The sequence below is a fragment of the Sphingobium estronivorans genome (genome assembly GCF_008692605.1).
Taxonomy (GTDB): domain Bacteria; phylum Pseudomonadota; class Alphaproteobacteria; order Sphingomonadales; family Sphingomonadaceae; genus Sphingobium; species Sphingobium estronivorans.
In genome coordinates this window covers 26,421-51,662 of the sequence record NZ_LFCT01000029.1, presented here as the reverse complement: position 1 = coordinate 51,662, position 25,242 = coordinate 26,421, and the positions used below count along the sequence as shown (strand labels likewise).

General features: G+C 59.9%; 23 protein-coding genes and 1 pseudogene. 19 read left to right on the top strand and 5 right to left on the bottom strand.

Annotation, left to right across the window (positions count from 1 at the left end):
* Positions 1 to 397: 397 nt before the first annotated feature.
* From F7P65_RS18650 to F7P65_RS18585, 14 genes and pseudogenes are all read left to right on the top strand, one after another.
* A complete protein-coding gene (locus F7P65_RS18650; RefSeq protein ID WP_025547105.1) occupies positions 398 to 1,537 on the top strand; it encodes an ornithine cyclodeaminase family protein in 1,140 nt (379 codons plus the stop codon).
* Positions 1,538 to 1,588: 51 nt separating this feature from the next.
* The gene (locus F7P65_RS18645; RefSeq protein WP_017181810.1) at positions 1,589 to 2,011 is read left to right on the top strand and encodes a RidA family protein; all 423 of its coding nucleotides are present in this window, start codon (positions 1,589 to 1,591) and stop codon (positions 2,009 to 2,011) included.
* A 42-nt stretch (positions 2,012 to 2,053) separates the two neighbouring features.
* Positions 2,054 to 3,370, top strand: a complete 1,317-nt coding sequence (locus F7P65_RS18640; RefSeq protein WP_025547102.1) for an NAD(P)/FAD-dependent oxidoreductase — start codon at positions 2,054 to 2,056, stop codon at positions 3,368 to 3,370.
* Positions 3,371 to 3,485: 115 nt separating this feature from the next.
* Entirely contained in the window at positions 3,486 to 4,886 is a 1,401-nt protein-coding gene (locus tag F7P65_RS18635; protein WP_150294414.1) for an aldehyde dehydrogenase family protein, read from the top strand.
* Between the two features lie 39 nt (positions 4,887 to 4,925).
* Positions 4,926 to 6,395 carry a (S)-6-hydroxynicotine oxidase NdpB gene (ndpB, locus tag F7P65_RS18630; protein WP_128830670.1) on the top strand — a complete coding sequence of 490 codons (1,470 nt, stop codon included), beginning with the start codon at positions 4,926 to 4,928 and terminating at the stop codon, positions 6,393 to 6,395.
* Positions 6,392 to 6,871, top strand: coding sequence for a c-type cytochrome (locus F7P65_RS18625; RefSeq protein WP_025547097.1), 480 nt, complete (start codon positions 6,392 to 6,394; stop codon positions 6,869 to 6,871). Before ndpB ends, F7P65_RS18625 begins: the two co-directional genes overlap by 4 nt.
* A 108-nt stretch (positions 6,872 to 6,979) precedes the next feature.
* Positions 6,980 to 7,600, top strand: coding sequence for a flavin reductase family protein (locus F7P65_RS18620; RefSeq protein WP_150294412.1), 621 nt, complete (start codon positions 6,980 to 6,982; stop codon positions 7,598 to 7,600).
* A 114-nt stretch (positions 7,601 to 7,714) separates the two neighbouring features.
* A complete protein-coding gene (locus F7P65_RS18615) occupies positions 7,715 to 8,218 on the top strand; it encodes a hypothetical protein (protein WP_128830669.1) in 504 nt (167 codons plus the stop codon).
* 304 nt (positions 8,219 to 8,522) lie between these two features.
* Entirely contained in the window at positions 8,523 to 9,989 is a 1,467-nt protein-coding gene (locus F7P65_RS18610; protein WP_162854704.1) for an APC family permease, read from the top strand.
* A 425-nt stretch (positions 9,990 to 10,414) separates the two neighbouring features.
* Complete coding sequence (locus tag F7P65_RS18605) at positions 10,415 to 11,596, top strand: YbfB/YjiJ family MFS transporter (RefSeq protein WP_150294410.1); 1,182 nt, start codon at positions 10,415 to 10,417, stop codon at positions 11,594 to 11,596.
* 56 nt (positions 11,597 to 11,652) lie between these two features.
* A complete protein-coding gene (locus F7P65_RS18600) occupies positions 11,653 to 13,110 on the top strand; it encodes an NAD(P)/FAD-dependent oxidoreductase (protein ID WP_128830666.1) in 1,458 nt (485 codons plus the stop codon).
* A 447-nt stretch (positions 13,111 to 13,557) separates the two neighbouring features.
* Positions 13,558 to 13,833: pseudogene (locus F7P65_RS22440) on the top strand (IS3 family transposase); the annotation flags it as partial.
* A 133-nt stretch (positions 13,834 to 13,966) separates the two neighbouring features.
* Positions 13,967 to 15,301, top strand: coding sequence for a hypothetical protein (locus F7P65_RS18590; protein ID WP_025547088.1), 1,335 nt, complete (start codon positions 13,967 to 13,969; stop codon positions 15,299 to 15,301).
* Between the two features lie 81 nt (positions 15,302 to 15,382).
* Positions 15,383 to 16,243 carry an SDR family oxidoreductase gene (locus F7P65_RS18585; protein ID WP_025547086.1) on the top strand — a complete coding sequence of 287 codons (861 nt, stop codon included), beginning with the start codon at positions 15,383 to 15,385 and terminating at the stop codon, positions 16,241 to 16,243.
* 88 nt (positions 16,244 to 16,331) lie between these two features.
* Here F7P65_RS18585 and F7P65_RS18580 read toward each other — a convergent pair whose 3' ends face one another.
* Genes F7P65_RS18580 through ligD form a run of 3 tightly spaced genes read right to left on the bottom strand, consistent with a single transcriptional unit; the run spans position 16,332 to position 20,820 of the window.
* Entirely contained in the window at positions 16,332 to 18,041 is a 1,710-nt protein-coding gene (locus F7P65_RS18580) for a hypothetical protein (RefSeq protein WP_240334389.1), read from the bottom strand.
* Positions 18,038 to 18,847 (bottom strand): exodeoxyribonuclease III, encoded by an 810-nt coding sequence (gene xth, locus F7P65_RS18570; RefSeq protein WP_025547084.1) that lies wholly within the window; start codon positions 18,845 to 18,847, stop codon positions 18,038 to 18,040. Before xth ends, F7P65_RS18580 begins: the two co-directional genes overlap by 4 nt.
* Complete coding sequence (gene ligD / locus F7P65_RS18565; protein ID WP_150294408.1) at positions 18,844 to 20,820, bottom strand: DNA ligase D; 1,977 nt, start codon at positions 20,818 to 20,820, stop codon at positions 18,844 to 18,846. Before ligD ends, xth begins: the two co-directional genes overlap by 4 nt.
* A gap of 48 nt (positions 20,821 to 20,868) precedes the next feature.
* On the opposite strand from ligD, the gene F7P65_RS18560 reads away from it, so the two are divergent.
* Positions 20,869 to 21,045 (top strand): DUF3606 domain-containing protein, encoded by a 177-nt coding sequence (locus tag F7P65_RS18560; protein WP_150294406.1) that lies wholly within the window; start codon positions 20,869 to 20,871, stop codon positions 21,043 to 21,045.
* 147 nt (positions 21,046 to 21,192) lie between these two features.
* On the opposite strand, the gene F7P65_RS18555 is transcribed toward F7P65_RS18560, so the two are convergent.
* Entirely contained in the window at positions 21,193 to 21,621 is a 429-nt protein-coding gene (locus tag F7P65_RS18555) for a hypothetical protein (protein ID WP_240334388.1), read from the bottom strand.
* 384 nt (positions 21,622 to 22,005) lie between these two features.
* Between F7P65_RS18555 and F7P65_RS18550 the strand changes: the two genes are divergently transcribed.
* Together F7P65_RS18550 and F7P65_RS18545 are read left to right on the top strand one after the other, a co-directional pair.
* Complete coding sequence (locus F7P65_RS18550; RefSeq protein ID WP_150294404.1) at positions 22,006 to 22,269, top strand: hypothetical protein; 264 nt, start codon at positions 22,006 to 22,008, stop codon at positions 22,267 to 22,269.
* A 2-nt stretch (positions 22,270 to 22,271) separates the two neighbouring features.
* Positions 22,272 to 22,775, top strand: coding sequence for a hypothetical protein (locus F7P65_RS18545; protein WP_150294402.1), 504 nt, complete (start codon positions 22,272 to 22,274; stop codon positions 22,773 to 22,775).
* A gap of 234 nt (positions 22,776 to 23,009) precedes the next feature.
* On the opposite strand, the gene F7P65_RS18540 is transcribed toward F7P65_RS18545, so the two are convergent.
* On the bottom strand, positions 23,010 to 23,933 hold the full coding sequence (locus F7P65_RS18540) for a recombinase family protein (RefSeq protein ID WP_150294400.1): 924 nt from the start codon (positions 23,931 to 23,933) through the stop codon (positions 23,010 to 23,012).
* Positions 23,934 to 24,452: 519 nt separating this feature from the next.
* Between F7P65_RS18540 and F7P65_RS18535 the strand changes: the two genes are divergently transcribed.
* Both F7P65_RS18535 and F7P65_RS18530 read left to right on the top strand, forming a co-directional pair.
* Positions 24,453 to 24,674: a hypothetical protein gene (locus F7P65_RS18535; RefSeq protein ID WP_150294398.1), complete on the top strand. Its 222-nt coding sequence runs from the start codon at positions 24,453 to 24,455 to the stop codon at positions 24,672 to 24,674.
* 364 nt (positions 24,675 to 25,038) lie between these two features.
* Positions 25,039 to 25,242: a hypothetical protein gene (locus tag F7P65_RS18530; RefSeq protein WP_150294396.1), complete on the top strand. Its 204-nt coding sequence runs from the start codon at positions 25,039 to 25,041 to the stop codon at positions 25,240 to 25,242.

The window sequence follows — 25,242 nt, the reverse complement described above, 5'->3', positions numbered from 1 at the left end:
CTATGCGCCCTGCCCTTTCGACCGAGCAGAACCGCCTTTCTTGACTTGACCAATAATTTTGCATCTGTAGAATTAATCCGGAAATCTGAGAGGGTCTAGCGCGAAATATCCCTGCCTGAAATAACATCGTTCGGATGAACTAACCCGGGAAAGCTCAGCGCATATGTGGAGCCCGTCTGGTCGAAAGTCAGCTGAGCAGATTTGATCGGCACGGAAGGCCAGGCTCTCTTAATATAGGACTAAAGGCATGTTCGCATTATCCGGCGATCGAGCGTGGAGAAGCAGTCTGGCCGGGTAGATACCGGCTCGCAGAACCGACGCAGGGACACTGTTCAAACCGACGACGACCCGATCTTTTTTATTATTGACTTGAAGAATATTCTGGAGAGAAGATTCAATGGCCAGCCCGGCAAAGATAGATTTTGTTTATTTATCCGAGAGCGACATGATCGCAGCGGGTGTGACCGACATGCCGACCTGCGTCGATACGATGGAGGAGATGTTCGGGCTCTTGTGGCACGGCGACTATCGCATGGCGGGTGCCAATAATGACTCCCATGGCGCAATGGTGTTGTTTCCAAAGGAGTCTCCTTTCCCCGACATGCCGAAGGCGACTGCCGACCGCCGCTTCATGGCCATGCCCGCCTATCTTGGCGGTCGCTTCCGTACAGCCGGCGTCAAATGGTATGGATCGAACGTTGAAAATCGTGAGAAAGGCCTGCCGCGGTCTATCCTGATGTTCGTGCTCAATGACGCAGACACGGGTGCGCCTCTTGCCTTCATGTCCGCCAATCTCCTGTCAGCGTACAGGACCGGCGCCATTCCGGGCGTCGGGGCTCGCCATCTGGCGCGTCGGGACTCCAAAGTGGTCGGCCTTGTCGGCCCCGGCGTCATGGGCAAGACCACGCTCATGGCTCTGTGCGCCGTTTGTCCCGACATCGACACGATCAAGATCAAAGGGCGCGGCAAATCCAGTATCGATAGCTTCCTCGCCTGGCTCAAATCCGACATGCCCCAGATCGCGAACATCGAGGTGGTCGATACGATCGAGGCGGCGGTTCGCGAATCCGACATCGTCACCTACTGCAACACCGGCCTGTCCGGCGACCCATCGACCTATCCTCTTGTCAAACGTGAATGGGTCAAGCCCGGCGCTTTCCTGGCTATGCCATCCAGCTGTGAGATCGACAGTGACATGGAAGCTCCGGAAGTCCGTAAGGTCGTGGACAATACTGGTCTCTATGAAGCCTGGTTTGAAGAGTTGCCAAAGCCTGCGCACAATGTGGTGCCCGTCATTGGCGTAAAGTTCATGGACATGATCGCCGAAGGCCGGATGGCCAAAGAGGACCTCGAGGATTTGGGTCGCATCGTCGCTGGAGAGGCCCCGGGCCGGACGAATGATGAGGAGATCATCATCATGTCGGTGGGCGGAATGCCGGTTGAGGACGTCGCCTGGGGCACGATCGTCTATCGAAACGCCATCGAACGCAACATCGGGCAATCCCTGAACCTTTGGGAAACGCCCGTTCTGCGCTGATGCATAATCCGTATTCGGCCAGATCGGCCGCGCTACTTAGTCGGAGGACAAATGGTTAACGTCGTAAAACTCAAGACCGGCTCAAGATATGAGGATCTGGCGAGCTATTCGCGACTGGTAGCGGTCGATAACTTGATATTCGTTTCCAACACCGCGGGCCGCAATCCTCAAACGCAGGAGATACCGGACGATGTCACCCAACAGACCGAACAGGTGATAGCCAACATCGAGCGCGCGCTTGGCGAGGTCGGAGCAAGCCTTGGCGACGTGGTTGCGTCCCGCATTTTCATCCAGGACCCGGCCGACGTACCAGCGGTCATGGCCAAGGTAGGGGAACGTTTCCGCGGCGTCGATCCGGCGATGACATTGACGTGTCCTCCACTTAGTTCGAACGTGTACAAGGTCGAGATCGAAGTGACCGCATTCCGGGGCGCTTCGAAGGGTAAGGTGGAAACCCGACGACTGTCGATCTGACCCACGTCGTCGTCGCTCCATCGGCGGCGGGTATATATATGTATGAAGGATAGCCAGGTGGAATCGCCAACCGCATCCATAACAACTAGCGACAGGCTTCCGCGATCCGCTTCCGTGGTCATTATCGGGGGTGGGATCGTTGGGCTGACAGCGGCGCTCACGCTCAGCGAGCGCGGTGTTCAGGTGGTTGTCCTGGAAAAGGGGTCGGTAGCGGGGGAGCAGTCGTCCCGTAACCAGGGCTGGATTCGCAAGACCAGTCGCGCTCCGGCCGACGTGCCGCTGGCTGCCGCTTCAGACCGGCTTTGGGCTGGATTGGCAGAGCGGGTCGGTTCCGATGTAGGCTATCGGCAGGCCGGCATTCTCTTTCTCGCTAAAAGCGAGGCGGAAATGCATGTCCACGAAAAATGGCTACAATCCGTCGAGCAGTGCGATCTGGATTCTCGTCTGCTCACCCCGCGGGATATCGATCACCTCGTTCCTGGCGGACGCGGCGACTGGGCTGGGGGCATCTATACGCCGTCGGACGGGCGTGCCGAGCCCTCGCTAGCCGCCTACGCGATCGCGCGCGCCGCACGCGCCAAGGGGGCGATCATACTCGAAAACTGTGCGGTGCGCTCGCTCGTCCTTTCTGGCGGTCGTGTCACGGGTGCAATGACAGAGCATGGCGAGATCCGCAGCGATGCCGTTTTGCTGGCGGGCGGCCTGTGGTCGCGGCGCTTCCTGGGTAATCTGGGCGTCGATCTTCCGACTTTGCCGCTCACGGTGTCCGTCGCCCGCACCGCTCCGATGGAGGGGCCTACCGAGATTGCCGTGGGGGGGCCGGACTTTTCCTTTCGGAAGCATGCGGATGACGGCTTTATCGTAACCCAGCGCAGTGCCGTAAAGGCGCCGATCACGCTTGATCATCTCTTGATCGGGCAACGATATATTTCCTCTCTGAAGACCCAAGGGCGGTATCTTCGAGTGTCGATCGGGCGCGAATTCTTTCAGGATCTGGCCCTTCCTCGCCGCTGGAAACCTGATGCCCGTTCACCCTTTGAGCGAGTCCGAACAAAAGATCCGGCGATCGATCAACGCGCAATCGGTGAAGCTTTCGCTGCTCTGAGCGCAGCCTGGCCCGTATTCGAGCAGGCCGAAATCGTCCAGACGTGGGCAGGAACCGTGGATGTCACCCCGGACTCAACGCCAGTCATCGATCACGTGAGCAGCATCCCCGGGCTGACCGTCTGCACGGGCTTTTCAGGTCATGGCTTCGGAACCTCGCCCGCAGCGGGTGAACTGGCGGCCGACCTGATAACGGGCGCCGACCCCATAATAGATCCGTCACCTTATAGGTTCGGGCGGTTCGCGGCATCTTAGCAATCGATCCACCCGACACGATTAGCATGGAGAAAGCGGGTCGGCTTCCGCAAAATCAGGCCGAAGATCATAAAGACCACTTGTTGGACTTACTATCGAGAGGACAGGAGCCGCAATGAACGCCTACAAAATGCTCATAGATGGTCAGCTGGTGGATGGTGCGCGCATCATCCCGGTCATAGATCCTTCGACGGGCGAACCGTTCGCCCAGGCCCACGCCGCCGATGAGGCGCAGATCGACGAAGCGGTCGCATCTGCGGCGCGTGCGTTCCCGGCATGGGCGGCGGCACCTTGGGAAACGCGCCGTGCGTGCCTGCTGGAGTTCGCGCAGCGCCTCGAAAACGAGACGGATAGCTTTACGCACCTCCTTATCAGGGAGCAGGGCAAACCCTATGGCGAAGCCCGTTTCGAGGTCGAGGCAACGATCCGCGGCATCCGTTTCTATGCGAATGTCGAGCTGAAGGCCGAGACGCGAACCCACCCCACGGGCGATTATGAGGTCGAGCGCCGCCCGCTTGGCGTCGTGGCCGGCATTACGCCGTGGAATTTCCCGATGATCCTGGCGAGCAACAAATATGCGCCCGCTCTCATTACCGGAAACACGATCGTCCTCAAACCTGCGGCGACCACGCCTCTGACAACCCTGGAACTGGGCCGTCTGGGCGCCGAGATTTTCCCCCGTGGCGTGTTCAATATCGTTGCTGACAACAACGACCTTGGTGCGCGCCTGGCCGGGCATCCGGACATCGCCAAGGTTTCGTTCACCGGCTCCACGAACACCGGCAAGGCCGTTCTGAGAAGCGCTGCGGACGATATGAAGCGCGTTACTCTCGAACTAGGCGGCAACGATCCCGCCATCGTGCTGGCGGATGCTAATGTCGAGGCGGCGGCCCGGGGCCTCGCTGCCACCGCCTTCCTCAATGCCGGCCAGGTATGCGCAGCGCCCAAGCGCCTCTATGTCGCCGACCAGATATATGATGATTTCAGGGAGCGGTTCGTGACCGCCACACGCGAAATCAGGATGGGGGCTGGCGACGAGGACGGCGTAACGCTCGGGCCTGTTCAGAACCGCATGCAGTTCGACAAGGTGCGGGGCATGATCGAAGAGGCGGCAGCATCCGGCACGGTACTGACCGGCGGCCACGTCGCCAATCGACCAGGCTTTTTCATCGAACCGACCATCATTGCCGATCTCGACGATCAGGCTCCGCTGGTTACCGACGAACAATTCGGCCCCGTCGTGCCGCTACTGCGCTTTACGGATGAGGCGGACGCGATCGCGCGTGCCAACGAGGGCGCTTTTGGATTGGGCGCCTCCATCTGGACACGGGACATTGATCGCGCGCGGCAGCTTGCTCGCGGCATCACGGCGGGCAGCGTTTGGATCAACCAGCACATCGCCATCCATCCCGATATCCCGTTTGGGGGCGTAAAGCAGTCCGGTCTTGGTTCGGAAGGCGGGATTGAGGGGGTGTACGAATACACCCGATTGCAAGTGATCAATGCCGCAGGATAGCATTCGCGATAGCGGCACCGGAAGCCAAAGAGGAGCAGCATGACTACGCATCAGGACAATGACGAGCCAATGGACGATCGACACTTGGATCGGCGATCGCTGATGAAATTCGGCGCCGCGGCTGCGGGCTCAATCGCGCTGATCAGCTGCGCCAAGGAAAACCCGAACCGGGAAGCGCGTGACGGCAAGGACGAAGGTCCCTACGACGTCGTGGTCGTTGGTGCTGGTTACGCCGGTGTCACCGCCGCCCGCGAACTGGCTGCCCAGGGTTGGCGAGTAGTGGTCCTCGAAGCGCGTCCGCGCATTGGTGGCCGTACCTTCACAAGTAAATTCCTTGGTCGCCAGATCGAATTGGGCGGCTCGTCGGTGCACTGGTTACAGCCGCATGTCTTCGCCGAGATGCAGCGTTACGGCTTCGGCTTCCAGGAAGTGCCGCTGCGCAACCTGGACAAGGCCTATGTGATGACTGCCGATGGCAAGGTGCACGATGTGCCACCGGCACGTTTTGACGCTGGCTACGACGACGCGTTCAAGAAGTTCTGCGAAGGCGCCAGGACCCTTTTCCCGCAACCCTTCTCGCCCTTCGCCAACCCGGAGGTTGCCAAGCTGGACGAGATTTCGGCCGCCGCGAGGATGGCAAAGCTCGACCTTGACCCTATCCAGCGCGCGTCGCTGAACGCGGAGCTGGTGCTCTACGCGGGATCCCCCACGAACACGTTCAGCGCCATGAGCTTCGTGAAGCTGGCCGCCCTCGCGGCCTGGGATCCGTACACGTTCACCGACTCCGAAAAGCACTGGCACATCGCCAATGGCGGCACTGCCGCACTCGCGAAAGCGATCCTCGACGACAGCAAGGCCGACGTCAGGCTCGGCACCGTAGTCAAGCAGGTGGAGACCACCGCGACAGGCGTCACGCTGCGTACTGCCGATGGACAGACGGTCGAGGCGAAAGCGGTGCTTTTCACGTTGCCGACCCAGGTCTATCCGGACATAGAATTCAAGCCGGGCCTCTCCGCAGAGAAGCGCGCATTCATCAAGAACGGGGACATCTGCGACGGCGCGACGATGTATATGCGCATCAAGCAGAATATCGGCAACACCTTCGCCTTCTGCGACGATCCCAATCCCCTGAACGCCATCCAGACCGAGGAGTCTGACGACAAGGTGGGTACGATCCTGAAGGCGACCCTTGGCCGCCAATCCCTCCTCGACATCAACGACCAGGACGCCGTCAACGCCGAACTGCGCAAGATCCATCCGACCGCGGAGATCACCGACATCGCACCCTATAACTGGGTCAAGGACCCGTTTTCCAAGCAGGCGTGGCCTGCCTACCGGGCGGGATGGTTCAAGAAGTATAAGGACATGGCGAAGCCGGAAGGCCGCATGTTCTTCGCAGGTTCCGGGACGGCGGACGGCTGGCACGCCTATATCGACGGCGCTGTCGAAAGTGGTATTCGTGCGTGCCGTGAGGTGACGCAGTTGCTCGAGAAGGGAAACGAACAATGATCAACCGGTTGTTGAGGTACCGCCGTTTGACGGCATGCGCGACGTTGTGCCTCGGCGCGCTCGCTGCATGCTCGAACCCGACGGCCGACGGAAACAAGCAGGATGGAAACACCGCCTCCGCACCGGCCGCCTCGGCGGACTATTCCGCCCTGGCGAGCAATCCTGCGGAGGTCGAGGCCGGGAAAAAGGTTTTCAGCAATTGCGCCGTTTGCCACTCCGCAGAGGCGGGGGCGCCGTCTCCGGCCGGTCCCACCCTCGCCGGGGTGCTTGGCCGCAAGATCGGTGGCGCGGCGGGCTATCCATACTCCCAGGCTTTGGCAAAGGCTGAGGGGGATTGGACGCCCGAGAAGCTTGACACTTTCCTGAAGAACCCGATGGAGGCTTATCCGGGCACCGCCATGGCGTTCGGAGGCCTGGCCAAGGGTTCCGATCGAAAGGCCGTGGTCGCTTATCTGGCGAGCACCGGCTCGAAATAGGGCGAGCCATTCCGCTCCCGTTGGGCCAAGTCCCGACCGGAGCGGATTTGCGCGTCGGACTGCGCGCAACACCGGCGACCCATCTAATCCGACGAAACGGACCAGCACATGCACGACACGCATTTCTACGAACCTCGTGCCGGACATGGCCTGACCCGGGATCCGTTGCGCGCCATCCTTGGCCCCCGGCCGATCGGCTGGATATCGAGCCGATCGGCTGCGGGAGTAGCCAATCTTGCGCCGTACAGCTTCTTCTCGATGCTCTGTGACAAGCCGCCGATCATTGGCTTCTCGAGCATCGGCGAGAAGGACTCATTGGCCAACATCCGCGAAACGGGGGTTTTCGCCTGCAACCTCGTCACGCGGCGCCATGCCGAGGCGATGAACATCAGCTCGCGACCCGCGCCACCGGGCATCGATGAATTTGAAGAGGCGGGCCTTAAGTCGGCCGATTGCACGATCATCGACTGCCCGCGCGTTGCGGAAACCCCGGTGGCTTTGGAGTGCCGCCTGATCGACATCAGGGGGCTGACCGATGCCGCGGGTAGCCCTACCTCGGCCTGGTTGACCCTTGGCGAGATCGTCGGCGTACACATCGATCGCACGCTTCTGCGCGACGGGCTGTTCGACACCGCTTCTGCCGGGATCGTGTTGAGGGCCGGCTATGCCGCCGACTATTTTGAGATCGGCTCGACAGCCGCCTTCACCATGAAGCGCCCTGCGGGTTAGAAGAGATTTTTGGCCCCTGTGCAGGATGGTGACACGTTGACAAAGGCACAACCGGCATTATTATCCGATCGCCTAATAACTACTGTATCCACCAATCATCATCGGGGAGATCTTATGGCTCTCAACTTCAAAGCGGGCTTGACCCTATTATCCGCCCTTTGCCTCACACCAGTCGGCGCCATGGCGCATGACATGGGCACTACTAATTCGGACGCGGAAATCACGGAAGGACTCCGCGCGTTCTTCGCTAGTCAGGACAAAGCAAATCGGGATGGTCTGTCGACCACCGAGTTGGTCAAGCGCTTCTATGCTGAAGACGTGATCATCACGGGTGAAGGGGATGCCGTTCCCAGGCGCGGTATCAAAGATGCCGTCACCGCGCTTGACGATTGGTTCGCTTATCTGGGTCCGAATGGAAACAAGGGCTGCGAATTTAGTGTGCAAGACTCGCTTGTGGCATCGGGCGACCTTGCTTCGGTATTCGCCGTGCTGAAATGCAAGCCGACCCCCAAGACCAAAAAGGAAGAGACGATCCGTCAGCTCTTCGTGCTGAAGCGTTCGCCGCTCGGTTGGCGCGTAGTGCGCGAAATGTGGCAGGCTGGTGACTTCGGAAAATAGCTTTATGTTCCCCACCAGTGTTCCTGGTATCGCATAACTTTGCCCCGGCTTGCACCTTCGTGAAGGCGCAAGACCGGGGCTATTCTTATTAAATCAGGCCAGTTCCTGGCAGACCGCATCGGCGAACAAAGTTAGCCAGGAACGTCCATTCGCGCTTCCTTTTCCACGCATGTTACAGGTTCAAGTTTGGCGATTGCATTTATGCAGATGAATAATTATGGTCGCGGCACTTGCGCTCTATTGCCAACGGTCACCGTCAACCATCCGGTGCCATGCGAGACGAAAAGAATTTCGGGAGATTGGGATGACACAAACCATAGTTGACACTGCATCAATAGCCGTCCCTCCTCCCCGTGGAGCCGAGCCCGTTGCGTTGCCGCGCACGCTCAGCACATTCAGGCTAGCCGTATTTGTCATTGCTGCGGTCGCGCCTCTAGCCTGCGTGATCGGTGTTCTGCCGGTTGCGCTTGTGTTCGGCAGCGGGACTGCCCTGCCGCTGGCCTTCGTCATCGCCACGGTGGTTACAGCGCTATTCGCGGTAGGCTATTCGGCGATCAGCCGCGAGGTTTTGGTGGGTGGCGCCTTCTATGCCTATATCGCGCGCGGTCTGGGATCAGTGGTGGGTATGGGCGCGGCGTGCGTGGCCGTGGTTTCCTACACGATGTTTGTGCCTGGCGGCTTCAGTTACCTGGGTTTTATCATGCATACCACGGTGCAGACTTTGCTGGGCTATGACTTGCACTGGGTAACCTATTCCTTGACAGCTTGGGTCATCGTCGGCTTATTCGGTCTGCGCAAGATTGATTTCAGCGCTCGCGCCGTGCTGATCGTAATCCTAATCGAATTCATTCTCCTGCTGTTCTTCGATGCCGCCCTTGTCGACAAGCTCGGCACAAGCGCATTTCCAATACAGTCATTGGATATCGGTGGCCTCGCCAGTGGTGCGCCGGGCGTCGCGATCCTGCTCGCCTTTACATGCTACTTCGGAATCGAATCCGCGGCACTTTTTTCGGAGGAGGCCAAGTCTCCACAAAAGTCTGTTGCGCGGGCGACCTATCTCGCAATCGGCGCCATTGGTGTCTTCTATTTCGTGACGTCGTGGATCACCGTTGGCGGGGTGGGACCTGATAACATCAAGGGCATACCGGAGTCCGACGTCGGCCTCATCTACTTCAAGCTCAGCGACAAATTCATCAGCGGCGGATTCACCACGATCATGCAGGTCGCGGTCATCACCAGCATGTTCGCTACCGTATTGTCGATGCACAACGTGGCTGCCCGCTACATGTTTGTGCTTGGCCGCCAAGGTTGCCTTCCGCTCGTGCTCGGCCGTGCGCATCCCGTTCATGGTTCACCGACCATGGCCAGTCTGACCGTATCGGGCATCTCGCTCATAGTCATCGTTGGAGCCGCATATCTTGGCCTGCACCCGATGCTGGGACTTGGACTGGTGGCGCTCGGCTTCGCCGCGGCTGGCGTCATGTTCATGCAGGCGCTGACCAGCCTTGCGGTCATCTCCTACTTCCGGGACCATCCGCAACGTAAGCTCTGGCAGCACGTGATCGCACCCGCACTGGCGTTTATCGGCCTGCTGGGCGCGCTATACTTTGCCTTTGAAAACTTCGAGTATCTCAGCGGTAATAGTAATCCTGTCGTCAATCGGATCCCTATTGGTATTCCAGTTGCGATGGTCGTCGGCATCGGCTTCGCGCTTTGGCTTCGTCGCTACCGTCCGTCGCGTTTCGCTGCCATTCTTAAAGACCATCCCTGACAACCTCCAAGGTGCGGCGACCGCAATCGCTGCACCTTCTCATGCGTTTTGGTGTAGAAAGATGCTAATTGTAACGGCATCCTGGCGATCCAGCGCTGACGCACAGGGCGTTCGAAATCGTCGCCCGCGCAGAGACGGCTGATGCGTTATGCTGCCGTCGGTGGGCAGCATGACCAATCGACGCTGGCTGGGTATCTCCATCAACCTCGGCGACGCTTGTTCGTAACCTACGCACCTCAGCGCTAAGCTTGGGGTCCTTTTCCCGGGCTGCGCTTGACCCGATGAACTGATAAATATTCGATTGACGAATTATTCTTGTGAGCCTCGTAGCGTGTGATAAGCTTCCCAGCCTGCGATCTTTCTGCGTCGAGGGCATCATAGGACGATCTCACTCTGCGAACAGGCTGCCATCAGGAGAATAGAGCGTGAAGAGCGGACTTGGTGAACATCCTCGAACTACGTTGGCGATCGCGTGTACCCTCTATGCTCTATCACTCATTCTGATCGATGTGGCGCCATTCTTCGTGGGCATGTACGTCGATTCGTTGCGCATCAGCCTGAGCCAAGCGGGCTTCGTTCAAACGATTGACCAGGCCGGCGGCGTCGTGGGCGCCATGCTAGGCTTCATCCTGATGCCACGCGCGCCGTGGCGGTCGCTCATATTGGGCGCTTCAATCGTGGCCACGATCGCTAATGCGGTGACTGGTTTGGCGGACAGTTACTTGATGCTCTGCCTGATCCGGTTTGCGTCGGGATTGAGCGTGGTGCTTTTGACGACCATATGTGCATGCATCATGGCTCGAGCGACCGTTCCGGATCGCGCGTTCGGCGCCGGGATGGCCATCTCGCTGTTGCTGTCGGCCGCCGCAATCTGGCTGCTTGATGCCTTACGTGCGGATATTGGCCATGGGGCAGCCCTTTCATCGGGCGCGCTCTGGATTGGCGCCGCTGTGCTTCTGTCGCTTCTGCTTCCCGCCGACCTGCGCGGCGGCACCGGTGATCCAGGGATCTCTGATAGGGAAGGCACCCGGCTTGACACCATAGCGTTCGGAAAGATCGCGCTGGTGGGCTTGCTACTCTTTGCCGTTGGGGCAAACATAGTTTCCGGCTTTACGGAAAGGGTCGGCCTCACCAATGGCCTTACTTCGGCCGAGGTGGCGAATGCCGCCGCGTTCAGCTACATCTTGTCGATAGTAGCCGTCTTGATCCCGACAATTGTCGGCGTGGCAGGAGGCCGCCTTAAGTGGATCGCCTTGACTACCCTATTGTTCTCCGGCGCCATTTGGGCACTGCACGACTCCACGACAGTCTTCTCTTATACGATAGCATTCGCAGCCTACCTGTCCGCCTGGGGCCTGGGCTTGACCTATTATATGTCACTCGTTGCGGACAACGATCCGGATGAAAAGTTCACCCGCATGATCTATATCATGAACGTCGCTGCGCAGGCTATAGGCCCCGCCATCGGTGCGATGTTGGTCGCGAAAGGCTCGCTGAACATCGTCCTCCTCGTCGCGCCCTTCCCGGCCGCAGCTGCGTTTGCGATGATTGCGATATTCGCGGCGCGACGGCCGAGCGATGCGGCACGGGTGCCTGTTGCCTCCTGAACCATGGCTTGCGCAAATATGATGTCGGCCCGGCTTGATAGTTGGAGTAGGTAAGGATGCACAATCAAACTCCCGGTTCTGGCCACGATCTGCCGCACCCGGCGTCGGGCACAGATGAGCAATTGAAGCCCTCGTCGCCCCCGCACGCCGGCAAGTCCTTCTGGATACGCGATTATGGAAGTTACGCCGCGAATCCGGACCTGGATGCCGACGTGCGATGCGACATTCTCGTGATAGGCGGCGGCATCGCGGGACTTTCATCGGCCTGGCACTGCGCCAAGGGCGGTCTGGGCTCGGTGGTCCTGATAGAAAGCGAAATTATAGGCTTCGGCGCCAGCGGTCGAGCGGCGGGCTGGATCATGCCGCAATTTGGAATGAGTCAGTTGGCCATCCACAAGAAATACGGTATGGAACGGTCTGCGGCGGCCTTCGCATATTGTCGTCGCGCGACTGCTTACACTCGCCAGGTTATCGAACAAAATGGTCTGGACAGTGACTATCGTTCTCCGGGACTGATGCGTGTTGCTTTTGATGATAGATGGGTCGATGATCTTCACGATCTGTACTCCGCTTACCAAAAGGTCGGCGTTGATACGATAACCTGGCTTGATGCCCGTCAAGTGCAGGCCAGTTACAACGGAAATACCCATTTTAAGGCCGCAATCGCCGACACCGATCTAGGTCTGCTGAATCCCTGCAAACAAGTGCGTGAACTAAAGCGGATTGCGGAGGCAGCGGGGGTTGCAGTGTATGAAAACACGCCAGCGACTCATCTGGAGCGGACGCCCGGCGGGGTACGGGTAACGACGCCGGGGGGAACGATCTTGGCGAGCAAGGTCGTACTGGCGACCAATGCATTCACCCACCAGCTACAAGGACCACTCGGCAGGGAGCTCGACCGGTATCAAGCTCCGGTTTTCGCGCGCGGCGCAGTGACTGAGCGCTTGTCCGACGAACAATGGGCGTCGATCGGATGGAAACAGGGCAATGCGATCGAAAGCTCACTCGATCTGTTCCACTATATGGCACCCACTGCGGACAAGCGGATCCAGTTCTACTTTATCTATTATGGCGGCTATCCGACGCGAATCGAAATGGAGCCAACCGTCAGCGCCAAGGGGGGTCAGGTGTCGCTTGCTCACTTGAAGGCTATCTTTCCTGCGCTGAAAGATGTCAGACTGGCACATAATTGGGGGGGGCACATGTCCGGGACGCGCGACCTGGTGCCTCACCTCACGAATGTCGGTGACGAGCGCGTGATCTACATCGGTGGTTGTTGGGGCCATGGGCTCGCCATCAGCCATTTACATGGGCAGACCGTCGCAGACATGCTCGCCGGTCGCCATAGTGACCTGACCGATTTTTGGATCGTCAATCGCAAGCCGCAGCGGTGGCCCGCTTGGCCCCTTGATTACCTGGGAAAGCAGGCGACTTGGTCACTCATGAAGCGAAAGGTACGCAAGCAGCTCCGGGGTTCAATTTTCGATGATCCGGAGGGCGGTTTTCTAAAATGACAATCACCGGGCCTACCCCCGCGCACGAAGGCAGTCGAAGGTCACCACACCGAACGCTCACTTCACATACCATCTTGATCCATAGCTGCTCCTCGAAGCTCGGTGGATCGAAATCTTAGTTCGTGGATGTTCTCGCAAGATCATTCTTATATGTCTCGTCACTAAATAATGAGTGAAATATACTATGAAAGGTCAAGTTGTAATTCGTGAATCTGTTGTTCGTGATATGGAGCGACTTCTTACTGGTCAAACAGACGAAGCGTTGAGTGACAGATTTGGGATTAGCTACAACACGTGGCGTAAGATTAAAGTAGGTAAGCCAGTCAGGAATTCGCTCGCCATTCGACTGCAGTCTCGCCTTGCTCAATTGACTACATTTTCACATACTGATGACATCTGATCGCAGACCTATTAAAGTTTTAAGTCGTCTGCAGTGGCGCGATGACCCCCCAGGCGCCACGCCCACTCGACAAGGTCAACCGCGAGTTTCACGCCAGCGGACCTATTGCGTTATAGATTGTCGACTTTACGTGCGTTCATACCTGGGCGAGCTTCGTCTATGTTGCCTCGATAGACGCTCATCCTCGCCCGATCGTGGAATCGAAAGTCTGCTCTTCAACGGCGGCAGGCTTCGTCCTGCATGCCCTGGAGCAGCCATCCACACCCGCAGGCGCTGCTCCGCACGGCCTCTACAAGGCCGAGGTCATCTGGAGGCAAGAATCTCTGCAATCGAAATGAGGTCCACGGAACCAAGAAGCAAAAAGTGCCGGGAGCGTCACAAAACTGGGGGTGAGCGACGCGAGGGACAAGCATCTGGTATACTGATTTTCGTCGTCGCAACGGCGGGAGCAGGAAAATGGAAGTCGGTCTCGAACTGGTCGTCGGTCGTCAGCGGATACCCGTTTATGCCTGGTCTGATCGACGTGTGCCCCAAGCGCTGCAGGAATTTGCCCTTCCGCTGAACGAGGCGCACGCCATCGTCGCGGCGGTTCAGGCTGGACTTGCGGAGCTTGACGAAGCAAAGCTGCGTGAAAAGGCGCTGGTACTATGTCGCGCGAATGAGGAGATCCGCCTGAAGGATTATCGCTCACGGCGCCTTCAGACACTGTTTGGGGATGTGAGGGTCAGAATCCCGCGCCTGCTGGCCCGTCATAATCGCGACTATGTCCACCTTTTAGCCGACGATGCTGAAGCGTCCGAAGGAAGCCCGGAGAGAATCCTGGCCCGGCTAGGTGCATGGATGAGCTATCGTTATGCTGCCCGTTTCTTGGCTGAGTTGTTCCCGCTCGCCTGTGGATGCAATCCTGAACGGGTCAGGCGTGCTACCCTGTCAGAGGGAGCCGCCGCGGCCATGCCGCAAAGGGATAGCGATGGTCGGTCCTGCGATCACATCAATCTTTGCCTCGACACCGCCTTTCTGCGCAGTCACGATCGGGCCTTCGGACGACATCATGCGGTGCTGATCGGCAATCTCCGCTCTGACAATAACGGGCAGCAGATCATTGGACACGTGTTTGGCAGCCAGACCGACCCGCCCAAATATCTGACGGCATGCCTGAAAAGCATCGGCCGGACCGACGGCACGCAGATGACCTGTTTCACTGATGGCGACAAGCTGTTGCGCGGACTGCTGAAGGCGTGCGGGATCGGAGAGCGGCCTATGCTCGACTGGGAGCACATAGCGCGTAAACTTCAGAATTTGAGGATCATTGCCAGAGGCATCCGGCCCGGTCGACGATCCGAACTGACCCTCAAAACCAAAATCGCCGCCACGTTGGATCAGGTGAATTGGCGTCTTTGGCATGGCCAATTGCAGCCAGGGCTCAAGGCACTGTCACAAATTGAACGTCTCGCCTGGCGCCTGCGATCCGTCAAATCGCGCGTGAGGCTGAGTCCGAAGGTCGCCAGTTTGCTCAACGGCGTCGGGCGTCTGCGCGATTATATCAACGGCCAATCCGCCTATATTGTCGATTATGCCGCCCGCCACCGCGCGGGTTTGCCGATCGGAACATCGCAGACCGAGAGTTTGGCCAACAGCCTGATCAACAAGCGCATGAACAAGTCGCAACAGATGCGATGGTCCAAGGCCGGCGCGCAGGCCGTTATCTCCTTGAGGGTCGCTCACATCAACGAAATGCTCAGATTAAGTCCAAGCGCGTCAATCTCGCCCGCTCCGCCCCCAGTTTTGTGACGCTCCCTAATGTTTCGCTCCGTCGCCAAGGCGAAGAACCGATCCGCGGTGGGCGAGTTCTCTTGTGAGAAGGAGATGTCCATGAGCGATACCCAGGGGATGATTCACGAAGATGCGCTTCCGGGTCACGAGAGCGGTCTCGATCCGCGGCCAGAGTGGCAACCGCGCTACAAGGGTTCCGATCGCCTCGCGGGCAAGGTCGCGATCATAACCGGTGCTGACAGCGGGATCGGCCGGGCGGTGGCGGCTCTCTATGCCCGGGAAGGCGCCGACATCGCGATCGCTTATCTGTGCGAAGATGACGACGCCGCCGAGACGAAGCGCATCGTCGAGGCTGAAGGCCGCCAGGCGATCACCATTCAGGGTGATATCGGAGAAAAGGAAACTTCGGAGCGGATCGTCGCCGAGACGCTCGGCGCGTTCGGCAAAATCGACATCCTGGTCAACAATGCCGGCGAGCAGCATCCCGACAAGGACATCACCGACATTACCGACATTACCGAGGAACAGCTACGGCGCACGTTCCAGACCAACATCTTCGGGATGTTTTTCCTCGTACAGGCGGCGCGGCCGCATCTCAAGGAGGGCGCGGCCATCATCAACTGCACCTCGGTCACCATGTACCAGGGTTCAAAGGAGCTGCTCGACTACAGTTCAACCAAGGGCGCCATCACCGCCTTCACCCGCTCGCTGTCCGAGAACCTCGTCAGCGACGGCATTCGCGTCAACGCAGTGGCGCCGGGACCGATCTGGACCCCGCTCAACCCTTGCGGCGGCGCCAGCCCGGAGAAGCTCGAGCATTTTGGCGAAAACACCCCGATGGGTCGGCCCGGACAGCCCAATGAGGTCGCTCCGGCCTTCCTGTTCCTAGCCTGCGAGGACTCCAGCTACATGTCGGGCCAAGTCCTCCATCCCGATGGCGGCACGATCGTGAACGGCTGAAGCAACCGACGCTGAGCATCTGTGCGAGGGACCTTCAGGACTCACGGAAAGATCGAGACGGGCCATCGCCCCGCCATTCATCATATGGCTACAGGGCCGGAACCTTTGCCTTTTCGGCGAGCCGACGCTGGAGGAACGCCAGCACGACAGCTTCTTCCGGACGGAGCCGGGACAAGTCTTCCCGAAGCTCCTTCTCGACGGCGTCCCGCGCCTCCAGGACCAATTCGTCACTCAGGTAGCTTTCGAAGACTTCGGGATGAATGTAGCACTTGCGGCACACGGTGGGCGTATTGCCCAGCCGCGAAGCGACGGCTTCGATTGCGGTCCGGACATTCCGTTTCGCCGCAGCCTGGCTGTCGACTTTTTCATATTCGGAAAGCGCCAGGGCGGCGAGCACCGTGCCATTCCAGGTGCGGAAATCCTTGGCGGTGATGTACGTCCCGGAGATCTCCCGAAGATAAGCGTTGATATCGTTCGAGGTGACTTCGTACTGCGCGCCGTCTTCGCCCACATATTGGAACAGATGCTGTCCGGGCAGATCCTGGCTGGCCTTGACGATCTTCGCGATGCGCCGATCCTTCAGCTTCAGCCGCCACTGCTTTCCGCTCTTGCCCTTGAAATTGAATCGGAGCTCAGCGCCCTCAATCGCGACATGGCGGTCTTGGAGGGTCGTGAGGCCATAACTCTTGTTCTGCTTGGCATAATCCGCGTTGCCGATGCGGATCATCGTGGTCTCGAGCAGATGCACGACGGCGGCCAGGACCTTCTCACGCGGTAGCCCGCGCTTCTTGAGATCGGCATCGATGCGCTCGCGCACGCCAGGAAGGGCCTTTGCGAAGTCCAACATGTGCTCGTACTTGGTGCTGTCGCGTACCTCGCGGAAACGCGGATGGTAACGATACTGCTTGCGGCCCTTTGCGTCACGGCCGGTCGCCTGGATGTGCCCGTTTGCCTTGGGGCAGATCCAGACATCGGTATAGGCCGGGGGGATGGCGAGCGAAGCAATTCGCTTCAGAGTTTTTTCGTCCGTCACGACGTTGCCCCGGGCATCGCGATATCGAAACTTGCCGCGGTAGGGCTGGCGGACGATTCCCGGGCTGTCGTCGGTTACGTAGACGAGACCCGCATTTTCCGCGGCTTCCTGCGCATCGACGATCGTTCCTGCCTCGCCGGTGTCAGCCGGCCCATCCTCTTGTGTTTTCATAACCGCTGAAGCGTCCAGCACGGGTTCGCGTTCCCCACCCAGGCCGGACTCTGGTTCGCACTGTCCAAGAGCAAGACTCGATCCTCCTATGCGCCTGTCATGATCAGGCGCCAATCCTTGCCCCCGTCTCGCCGGTAACGGGGTCATACTTCGGATCGGGAAGCGCCTCCATCCGCGCGCGTGCCGCATCGTCGGGCGCTTCGCGGCAGATGTCCCAGCCCTGTCCCCGTGGATAGGCGCCGACAACCTCGAAATCCTGGCTCGCATGAATCGCGCGGTGGCCGGTACCGGCAGCATGAGCGCATCGCCGGCTGCGACGGACACCTTGTGCCCGTCTGGCCCGCCAAGCTCGTGGCTCGCCTTCCCTGCGAACACACCCAAAACCTCGTGCGCGGTCGAATGATAGTGGTGATAGTCGAATATGCCGTCGCGCCAATCCGGCGGCCAACCATGGTCCTCGAACAAGGCCTCGAACCGGCCGGCCAGGTCTTCGCCCTCGCCGTCCAGCGCGGCGCGATAGATGACAACCGGCAACCGCGCATTGTTCGGCACCCAGTCATTCTCGCCGAGCAGGAAGCTTTCGATCTCCATCATATTTTCGCCTTGGGGACTCGCTTGCGCTTTGGCTTGTCGACCAGTTCGATCCAGACCGGGGCATGGTCGCTGGTCTTTTCCCAGCCCCGCACATGGCGATCGACCTGAGCATCGAGCAGCCGGTCGGCAAGCGCGGGGCTGAGCAGCAGGTGATCGATGCGCAGGCCCGCATTGCGGCCATAGGCGTTCCGGAAATAGTCCCAGAAGGTGTAGATGACCTCGCCCGGGTGCAGCGTGCGCAGCGCGTCGGTCCAGCCCTGATCCAGCAGCCGGAAATAGGCCGCCCTTACTTCGGGTGCGAACAGCGCGTCGTCGAGCCAGCGCTCCGGCTTGTAGACGTCGAGATCGGTCGGCATGACATTGAAGTCGCCCGCCAGCATCACCGGCAGTCCGCTCTCCAGCAACCCAGCCGCGTGCTCGACCAGCCGGTCGAACCAGCGCAGCTTGTAGTCGAATTTGGGGCCGGGCCGCGGATTGCCGTTGGGCAAATAAAGCCCGCCGATCAGGATGCCGTTGACCGCCGCCTCGATATAGCGGCTCTGGCTCGGGTCGGGGTCGCCCGGAAGCCCCCGCCGCGTCTCGTGGATTTCGCCGACGCGGCTGAGCAGCGCAACGCCGTTCCACGACTTCTGGCCGTGCCAGATGACATCAAAGCCAAGATCGCGGATCGCACTTTCCGGAAACTTCTCCTGCGGCGCCTTCAATTCCTGGAGCACGACCACATCAGGCTGCGCTTCCTCAAGCCAGCGCAGCAGCACCGGCAGCCGGCCATTGACGCCGTTCACATTATAGGTGGCGATCTTCACAGGTCAGGCAGGGTCTGGTCGGCGCGGCCCCAACCGCTGAGCGCCTTGGAGCCGGCCCGCTTCACCAGTTCGGTGCCATCCCGAATGGTCCAGTGCGAGGGCTTGTCGATCGTCTCCATTTCCTTCCATGTGATGGGTACGGCGACCGGCGCGCTTTCGCGCGCGCGGACCCCATAGGGCATGACCGCCGTCGCACCGCGCTGGTTGCGAAGATAGTCGACAAAGATGCGGCCCTTGCGCTGCGCTTTCGGCAGGGCGGCCGTGAAATGCTCAGGGTCGCTCTGGGCAACCGCCTGGGCCAGCCGATGCGCAAAATCTTTCACCTCCGGCCACTCCGCTTGCGGGACCAGTGGCGCGATCACATGGACGCCCTTGCCGCCGGTCACCATCGGGAAGGTCTCAAGCCCGATCGACTGCAGGATCTCGCGAAAGTGGAAGGCGGCGCTGCGCACATTCTCGAAATCCAGACCCTCGTCGGGATCAAGATCGAAGACCAGCCTGTCGGCCTTCTCGACATCCTCGATCCTGGCGCCCCAGCCATGGAACTCGATCGTGCCCATCTGTACGCAGGTGAGCAGGCCGTCCGCGGTATCGACATAGAGATAGGGCTCTTTATGCCCGTCCTTCTCGCGAATGGCGACATGCCGGACAGCGTCGCCAAAACTGCCCGCGTCATGCTTCTGGAAGAAGCATTTCTTGGCCCGGCCTTGCGGGCAGCGCACGAGGCTGATCGGCCGAGACCCGATCCAGGGCAGCATGATCGGGGCGGCCTGCGAATAATAGTCGGCCAGTTGACCCTTGGTAAGCTTCCCCTCGGGAAAAATGACACGGTCGCGGTTGGTGATCTTGATCGACGACGTCTCGGCCGCCACCGCCCCAACCGGCGCCTCGGTCTCGACGACCACAGCCTCGGACTTCTTGTCTTCGCGTAGGCCCAGAAAGGACGGATGCCGGAGGGTCCCTTCGTTTGTCATTTCGGTAAACGCGATTTCTGCGACCAGCTTGGGCCGCAGCCAGTGCGCGCCGCGCACCTCTGCGCGCGGCGCCTTGACGGCCGGCGCTTCCTGCTCGAGCGGCGCCATCACCGCCATCAGGTCGATAATCTCCTGGGTATCGAAGCCGGTGCCGACCTTGCCGGCATAGCGCAGGACGCCGTCCTCGTGGACACCCAGGATCAGCGATCGGAATAACCGCGACTTGTCTGAAGGGGTCCAGCCGACCACGACGAACTCCTGCCGCTTGATGCATTTGGTCTTCAGCCAGCCGCCCGATCGCGAGCCGACATAGCGGCCGTCGGCCCGCTTCGAGATGACCCCTTCGAGGCCCGCCGCGCAGAACTGGTTGAGCAACTTCTCGCCATTGCCGGCAATGTGATCCGAATAGCGCAACCGCGACTTGCCCTTGGGCAGGATCTTCGCGAGCTTCGCCTTGCGCTCGGTGAGCGGCAGCTGGGTTAGATCCTCGCCGTCGAGCTCCAGCAGGTCGAACGCGAAATAATCGATCGAAGCCGGCGCCCCTTTGAGCGCGTTTTGCAAAGCCTGGAAACTCGAGCGGCCGCCGGCATCGAGCACGACCGCCTCGCCGTCGATGAGCGCGGAGGAGACCTTCAGCTTCAGGGCGTCGACAACCAGTCCGCTAAACTTCTCCGACCAGTCGAGTCCCGAGCGGGTATAGGCAACGGCCTCGCCCCCGCCGACGCTCAGCAGCACACGGTAGCCGTCATACTTCATCTCGTGCAGCCAGCGGTTGCCGGTGGGAACGGTGTCGACCAGCGTTGCGAGTTGCACAGGGCGGAAAGGCGGCGCGCGGCCGGTTGAAGCCGCTTTCCCTGGCGCTGAGCTCACGCGCGCCATGATGGAGGGCCATTGTTTTTCATGGAGACCAAAGTGCGTGAGCGGCGGACTCGTTCCAGCGCGCCGCGGACTCGGCTCGCGGAGCGACGCCCCGCGTCTCACCGATCGCGGCAACCGCATCGTCCCCCCGGCGTTGCGGACCTAGGCCACCGACGAAGGAGATGAGCAATGGAAGACGACAAGGACGCTCGCGGGCCCCAGGACCGGGCGCGTATCGCGCTCGGAGAGGATTATGAGGTCGATTACTGGACCGGCAAGTTTGGTGTCAGCAAGGAAACGCTGGAAGCGGCCGTGAAGGCTGTCGGAAACGGCGCGGACGCTGTCGAGCAGCACCTGAAGGGCTAAGGTCGACCCGCTCGCTTCGCAATGCAAACTGCGGTGCCGCCTTCGCTGTCATGCTGCTCAGCGGACGGCGTACAACTCAGATATTCATCAGATGGGCCCCGACGCGACCCACGCGCCGGGCTCCCTGCTACCTATTATAATCCGCGTCTAGTTGGCTGCGAAATGCTTGGCTGAGGTGATAACGTTCGCCAACTGAGGTGCATCCTCTCGCGCAACTTCCGAAAGATGAGCTTTCACCTCATCACTGCGACGCGCAATTAATGACGCAACCTGCGCCCTATTCTCCGAGCATTTGCCAAAATGGCTGCCCCGGATCATTTGATCGGCATCCAGGCGATGACTCAAAGATGCGCCCTTGGTACCTGCCACATCGCGAACGACGGCCACCCGGGCGGCCCAGAGGCAGCGTTCCGTGGTGGGTCGTGTTCCCGCGGACATGCCGATCTGGCGGGTAGATACCTTGGCATCGGCCCGATAGGTCACATCCAGGAATCTTCCTTGATGATCCACGCTGGTCCGATGAACCTGATCAGCGAAGGGGGCAGCGGAAGCGGTTGCCAAGGCAAGCAAAGACAAGATCACAACATACTCCTCTTTCCAAACAATGGATCGAGCTCAGGGAGTATGATTGAGACGGCCCCTGAGTTCGATACGTCCGACATCACGAGACATTCTCGCCAGAGGGGCCCGGTACGCATCCCAAAGCTAGGCCTCAGATCGAGTTTATCAATGGGCCCGTCACGGTTTCGATTGGGGGACACACTTTCTTACAGAACTTCGTCGTCAATGCCTGACCTGTGATCGGCAGCGCTCGCAGCCAATCCGGGCGCTCGGTCGTCGAGGAAGTCGTTGCCGGTTCCAGCCAACGAAATGCCGCTCGGCGGATTGCGCAATTGCTAAGGACCCACGCGGTCCCTACGGAAGGGGCGCCGCGAAATTACTGTCTGTCAGGATCATCGGATGCCGCTTCGCCGCGCCCATTATCTCGTCCTGGCAATGGTGCTCGCCACAGTCGTGGCATTCTGGCCGACCTACTTCGCTGTTTTGCGGACCGCGCGGACAGAACTTCATCTTCATGGAGTAACGGCCACCGCCTGGATGTTGCTGCTGGCGCTCCAGAGCTGGACCATTCATCATCAGCGACGCGGCGCGCACCGGATTTTCGGGATCGTGAGTTTGTTTCTGTTTCCGCTTTTCTCGCGGGGAGCGTCGCTGTCCTTTTGAGCATGGCGCGCATCACGCCGTCAGACCCTTTCTACCAGATCAACGGCGGGCGCCTGGGTATATTGGATGCCGCGACACCCATCCTTCTGATGGTCTTCTTCTATTTCGCGCTGAAAGAAAGGCGCAAAGTGCAGCTGCACGCCCGCTATATGCTCGCGACTGCCCTGCCCCTCGTCGAGCCCATGATCGAACGGCTGCTCGGGCATCTGGCCCCGCCTTTCACGTCGTTCGACCCCGCTCACTTCGCGTGGACTGTGCGTGCTGCAGTGCTTGGGGGGCTTGTTGCCGCGGCGTGCCTCTACGCGACGGCACCACGTTACGGGCGGCCGTTCTTCATCGTCGGCATGGCGATGGTCGCCCAGGCCGTCCTGGTCGAGACCCTGGGGAGAGCAGCGTTTGACAGACGGTATTTGTCGGGCTTGGAAAACTGCCTTCGCTGCCAGTGCTGGCTGTCGCGACGATCGTCGGTGGGCTCACAGTGTGGGCCGGTTGGACTGCTGGCCTAGCTGCTCGTCGGCACAAGCCAGCAGCGGCCTGAAGGCCGCTCGGCTGCTTGATAGGGTCCGCCCAAAGCTGTCAGGCAACAGCCAGGCCCGAGCTTCGTTTTTGGCCTAACGGGCTTGAAATTCCACTCCGACTGAACAATCCGGTCGCCGCAGAGCGCACGGCGCACCACTTCAGCTTCTAAGTGCCGCGCCTTGTGCCGCGCCCCACAAGACGCGGCACATTATCGCGCTCCATTAGGTGATCAGACACGGGTCCGAAGACGCCTCGCGATCTACGAGAAGCCCAAGCCCCCTCGCCCGTTCCAGAACACGCCGCACGCCCTCGGCCGACCAGTGTATGCCGCCGCGTGGCGTAGGTTCGCGCAAGTCTTTGCTCAGCCAGCCCGCAAGGTCGCGCAGAGACGATTCCGGATAGGTCTTCAACCTGTCCGCCACCAGGCGCGCGACGCGGGTATCCGGTGGCAGCCGCGGCGCGGACTGGAGGATTACATCGTCGGCATAACCGATTTTGACCAGGGCCCTGCAGGCTTTCACCAGCGTACGCTCACTAAATGAGCGCACGGGGGGCTTTATCGCGCGGATCTGGCGCAAGACTATCGACCAGGGAAGATGTGGTCGCAGGCGCTCTACGGTCGGCAGCCAACGGTGGCGATCATCGATTAAGGCGTGCAGATAGCGCTCTTTGTGCGCGTAGCCAATATCAGCGATTGCCGCCGGATCGCGCGCGCGCATCTTGGGATTGCCGGGCTTGGCGCCCCTCGCCATCGCCGCGGCAAGCCCTGCCCGCGTGCGTTCTCGGATAACGGCGCGTTCGAATTCGGCAAAGGCGCCTAGCATCTGGGTCATCAGCATACCTTGGGCGCTCGAAGTGTCGATCGGGTCGTTGATCGAGCGAAAATAGGCGCCCTTCGCCCGCAGCTGCTCGACGATCTCCAACAGATGGACGAGCGAGCGCGCCAATCGATCGATCCGCACGACAATGAGGGTGTCGCCCTCCCCTACCCTTGCCAATGCCCTGCTGAGGTTTGGGCGGTCCCGGCTTCCCCCGCTGGCCTTGTCTTCGAAGATGAGGGCGCAACCCTGCTGCTCCAGCGCAAGGCGTTGGCCGGCCGTGTCCTGATCTTCGGTCGATACGCGGGCATAGCCGATCAAAGCCACTGTCACATTCCATCAAACGGGGGCAATCGAGCGGTTGACCCCGTTCAATGGAAACTTGCGGCCCTAATCTGCGTCTGGAATTTCAGCGCGGGAAGTTCCGTCACAGCCTCAAGAACAGCGGATCAATCTGAAACGGAGACCAGATCAGGAGGAGTGCCGACGCATAACCGGTCGCTTCCCCCACTGCCATTGACCGGTTCCTGGACGACAGACCCCGCTCCATCTTTGCCAAGTAAAAATCAAGGTAAGCCTGCCGGAAATGCAGCGTTGTAACGTCGTTAATGTCGAGTTTATCCAAGCCGAATCGGTTGGAATCTCGGAATGTGCCCCTGCGACCCAAGGAGCTTGGCTTAACCGAGTTTCTGCACTGGGGCCGACTGCAAAGTCGGCCCTGTTATTCGTCCAAGCAACTGATGGACGATCGGCGCTCTACTGCGTACACCGCCATCGCTGGCGTTGTAAACGCGCCCCTTCAATGCTGCTATGCTCTCGCTCACGAGACTCGCTGGAGACAAGATCATGGACCTTGGAACCGAACTCGCCATCCGCGCCGTCATTCGCGGCCTTTTCCATACCGAAGCAATCGACGCCCGCCAGGTGCGCGGGGTTATGAGTGCATTGGCCGATGCGGCCGGCGCGGCGCTAGACCGACGAGAAGCGGACAGTTCGAAAGCGCTGACCAGGCTCCGCAAGGGGATTCACGCCGATACGGCCGTTTCGCCGTCCCCTAGCGACGGCTAACGCCTCGTCCAATAGACAGGTGCCATGATTGCCTTTCCGCGCTCGCCGCATCGCTTGCATTGGAGCCGGTCCGCCGCTTCGGACACGGAACCGTCAAAGCGAAAGCGACCAAGAATCTGATTGGACGGGATATTCACGGTCCGGCCACATGCGCATTCGATGCGCATGTCAATCCGCACGTCAGCCCAATCCTGAAGGGTGGCAAAGGGCTGAAGGTCGATCACCGGTGCCCCTTAGACTGATTACGCATCACCAGGTAAGTCGATTTCCGTCGATCAAGCTGATCGAATTCTACGATATACTAATACACTGATATTGCTAAATATCTTTGTGCACGGTATTGTGTCTGCACCCGGAGGCACCAATGCTCAAGATAGACATGGACATGTATGCCCTGACAAGGGATCGGCCCGGGGGCCCCATCATCCAGTATGTCGATGATGGCATCGAGCCAATGTCACCCCCTATCGACGAGAACGGGAATATCACGCTTGCGGGTGCCATCAGCTACTCCATCACGCTAATCGCAATCGCAGGGATGATCGCTTATCTGATGCTCGCCATCTGA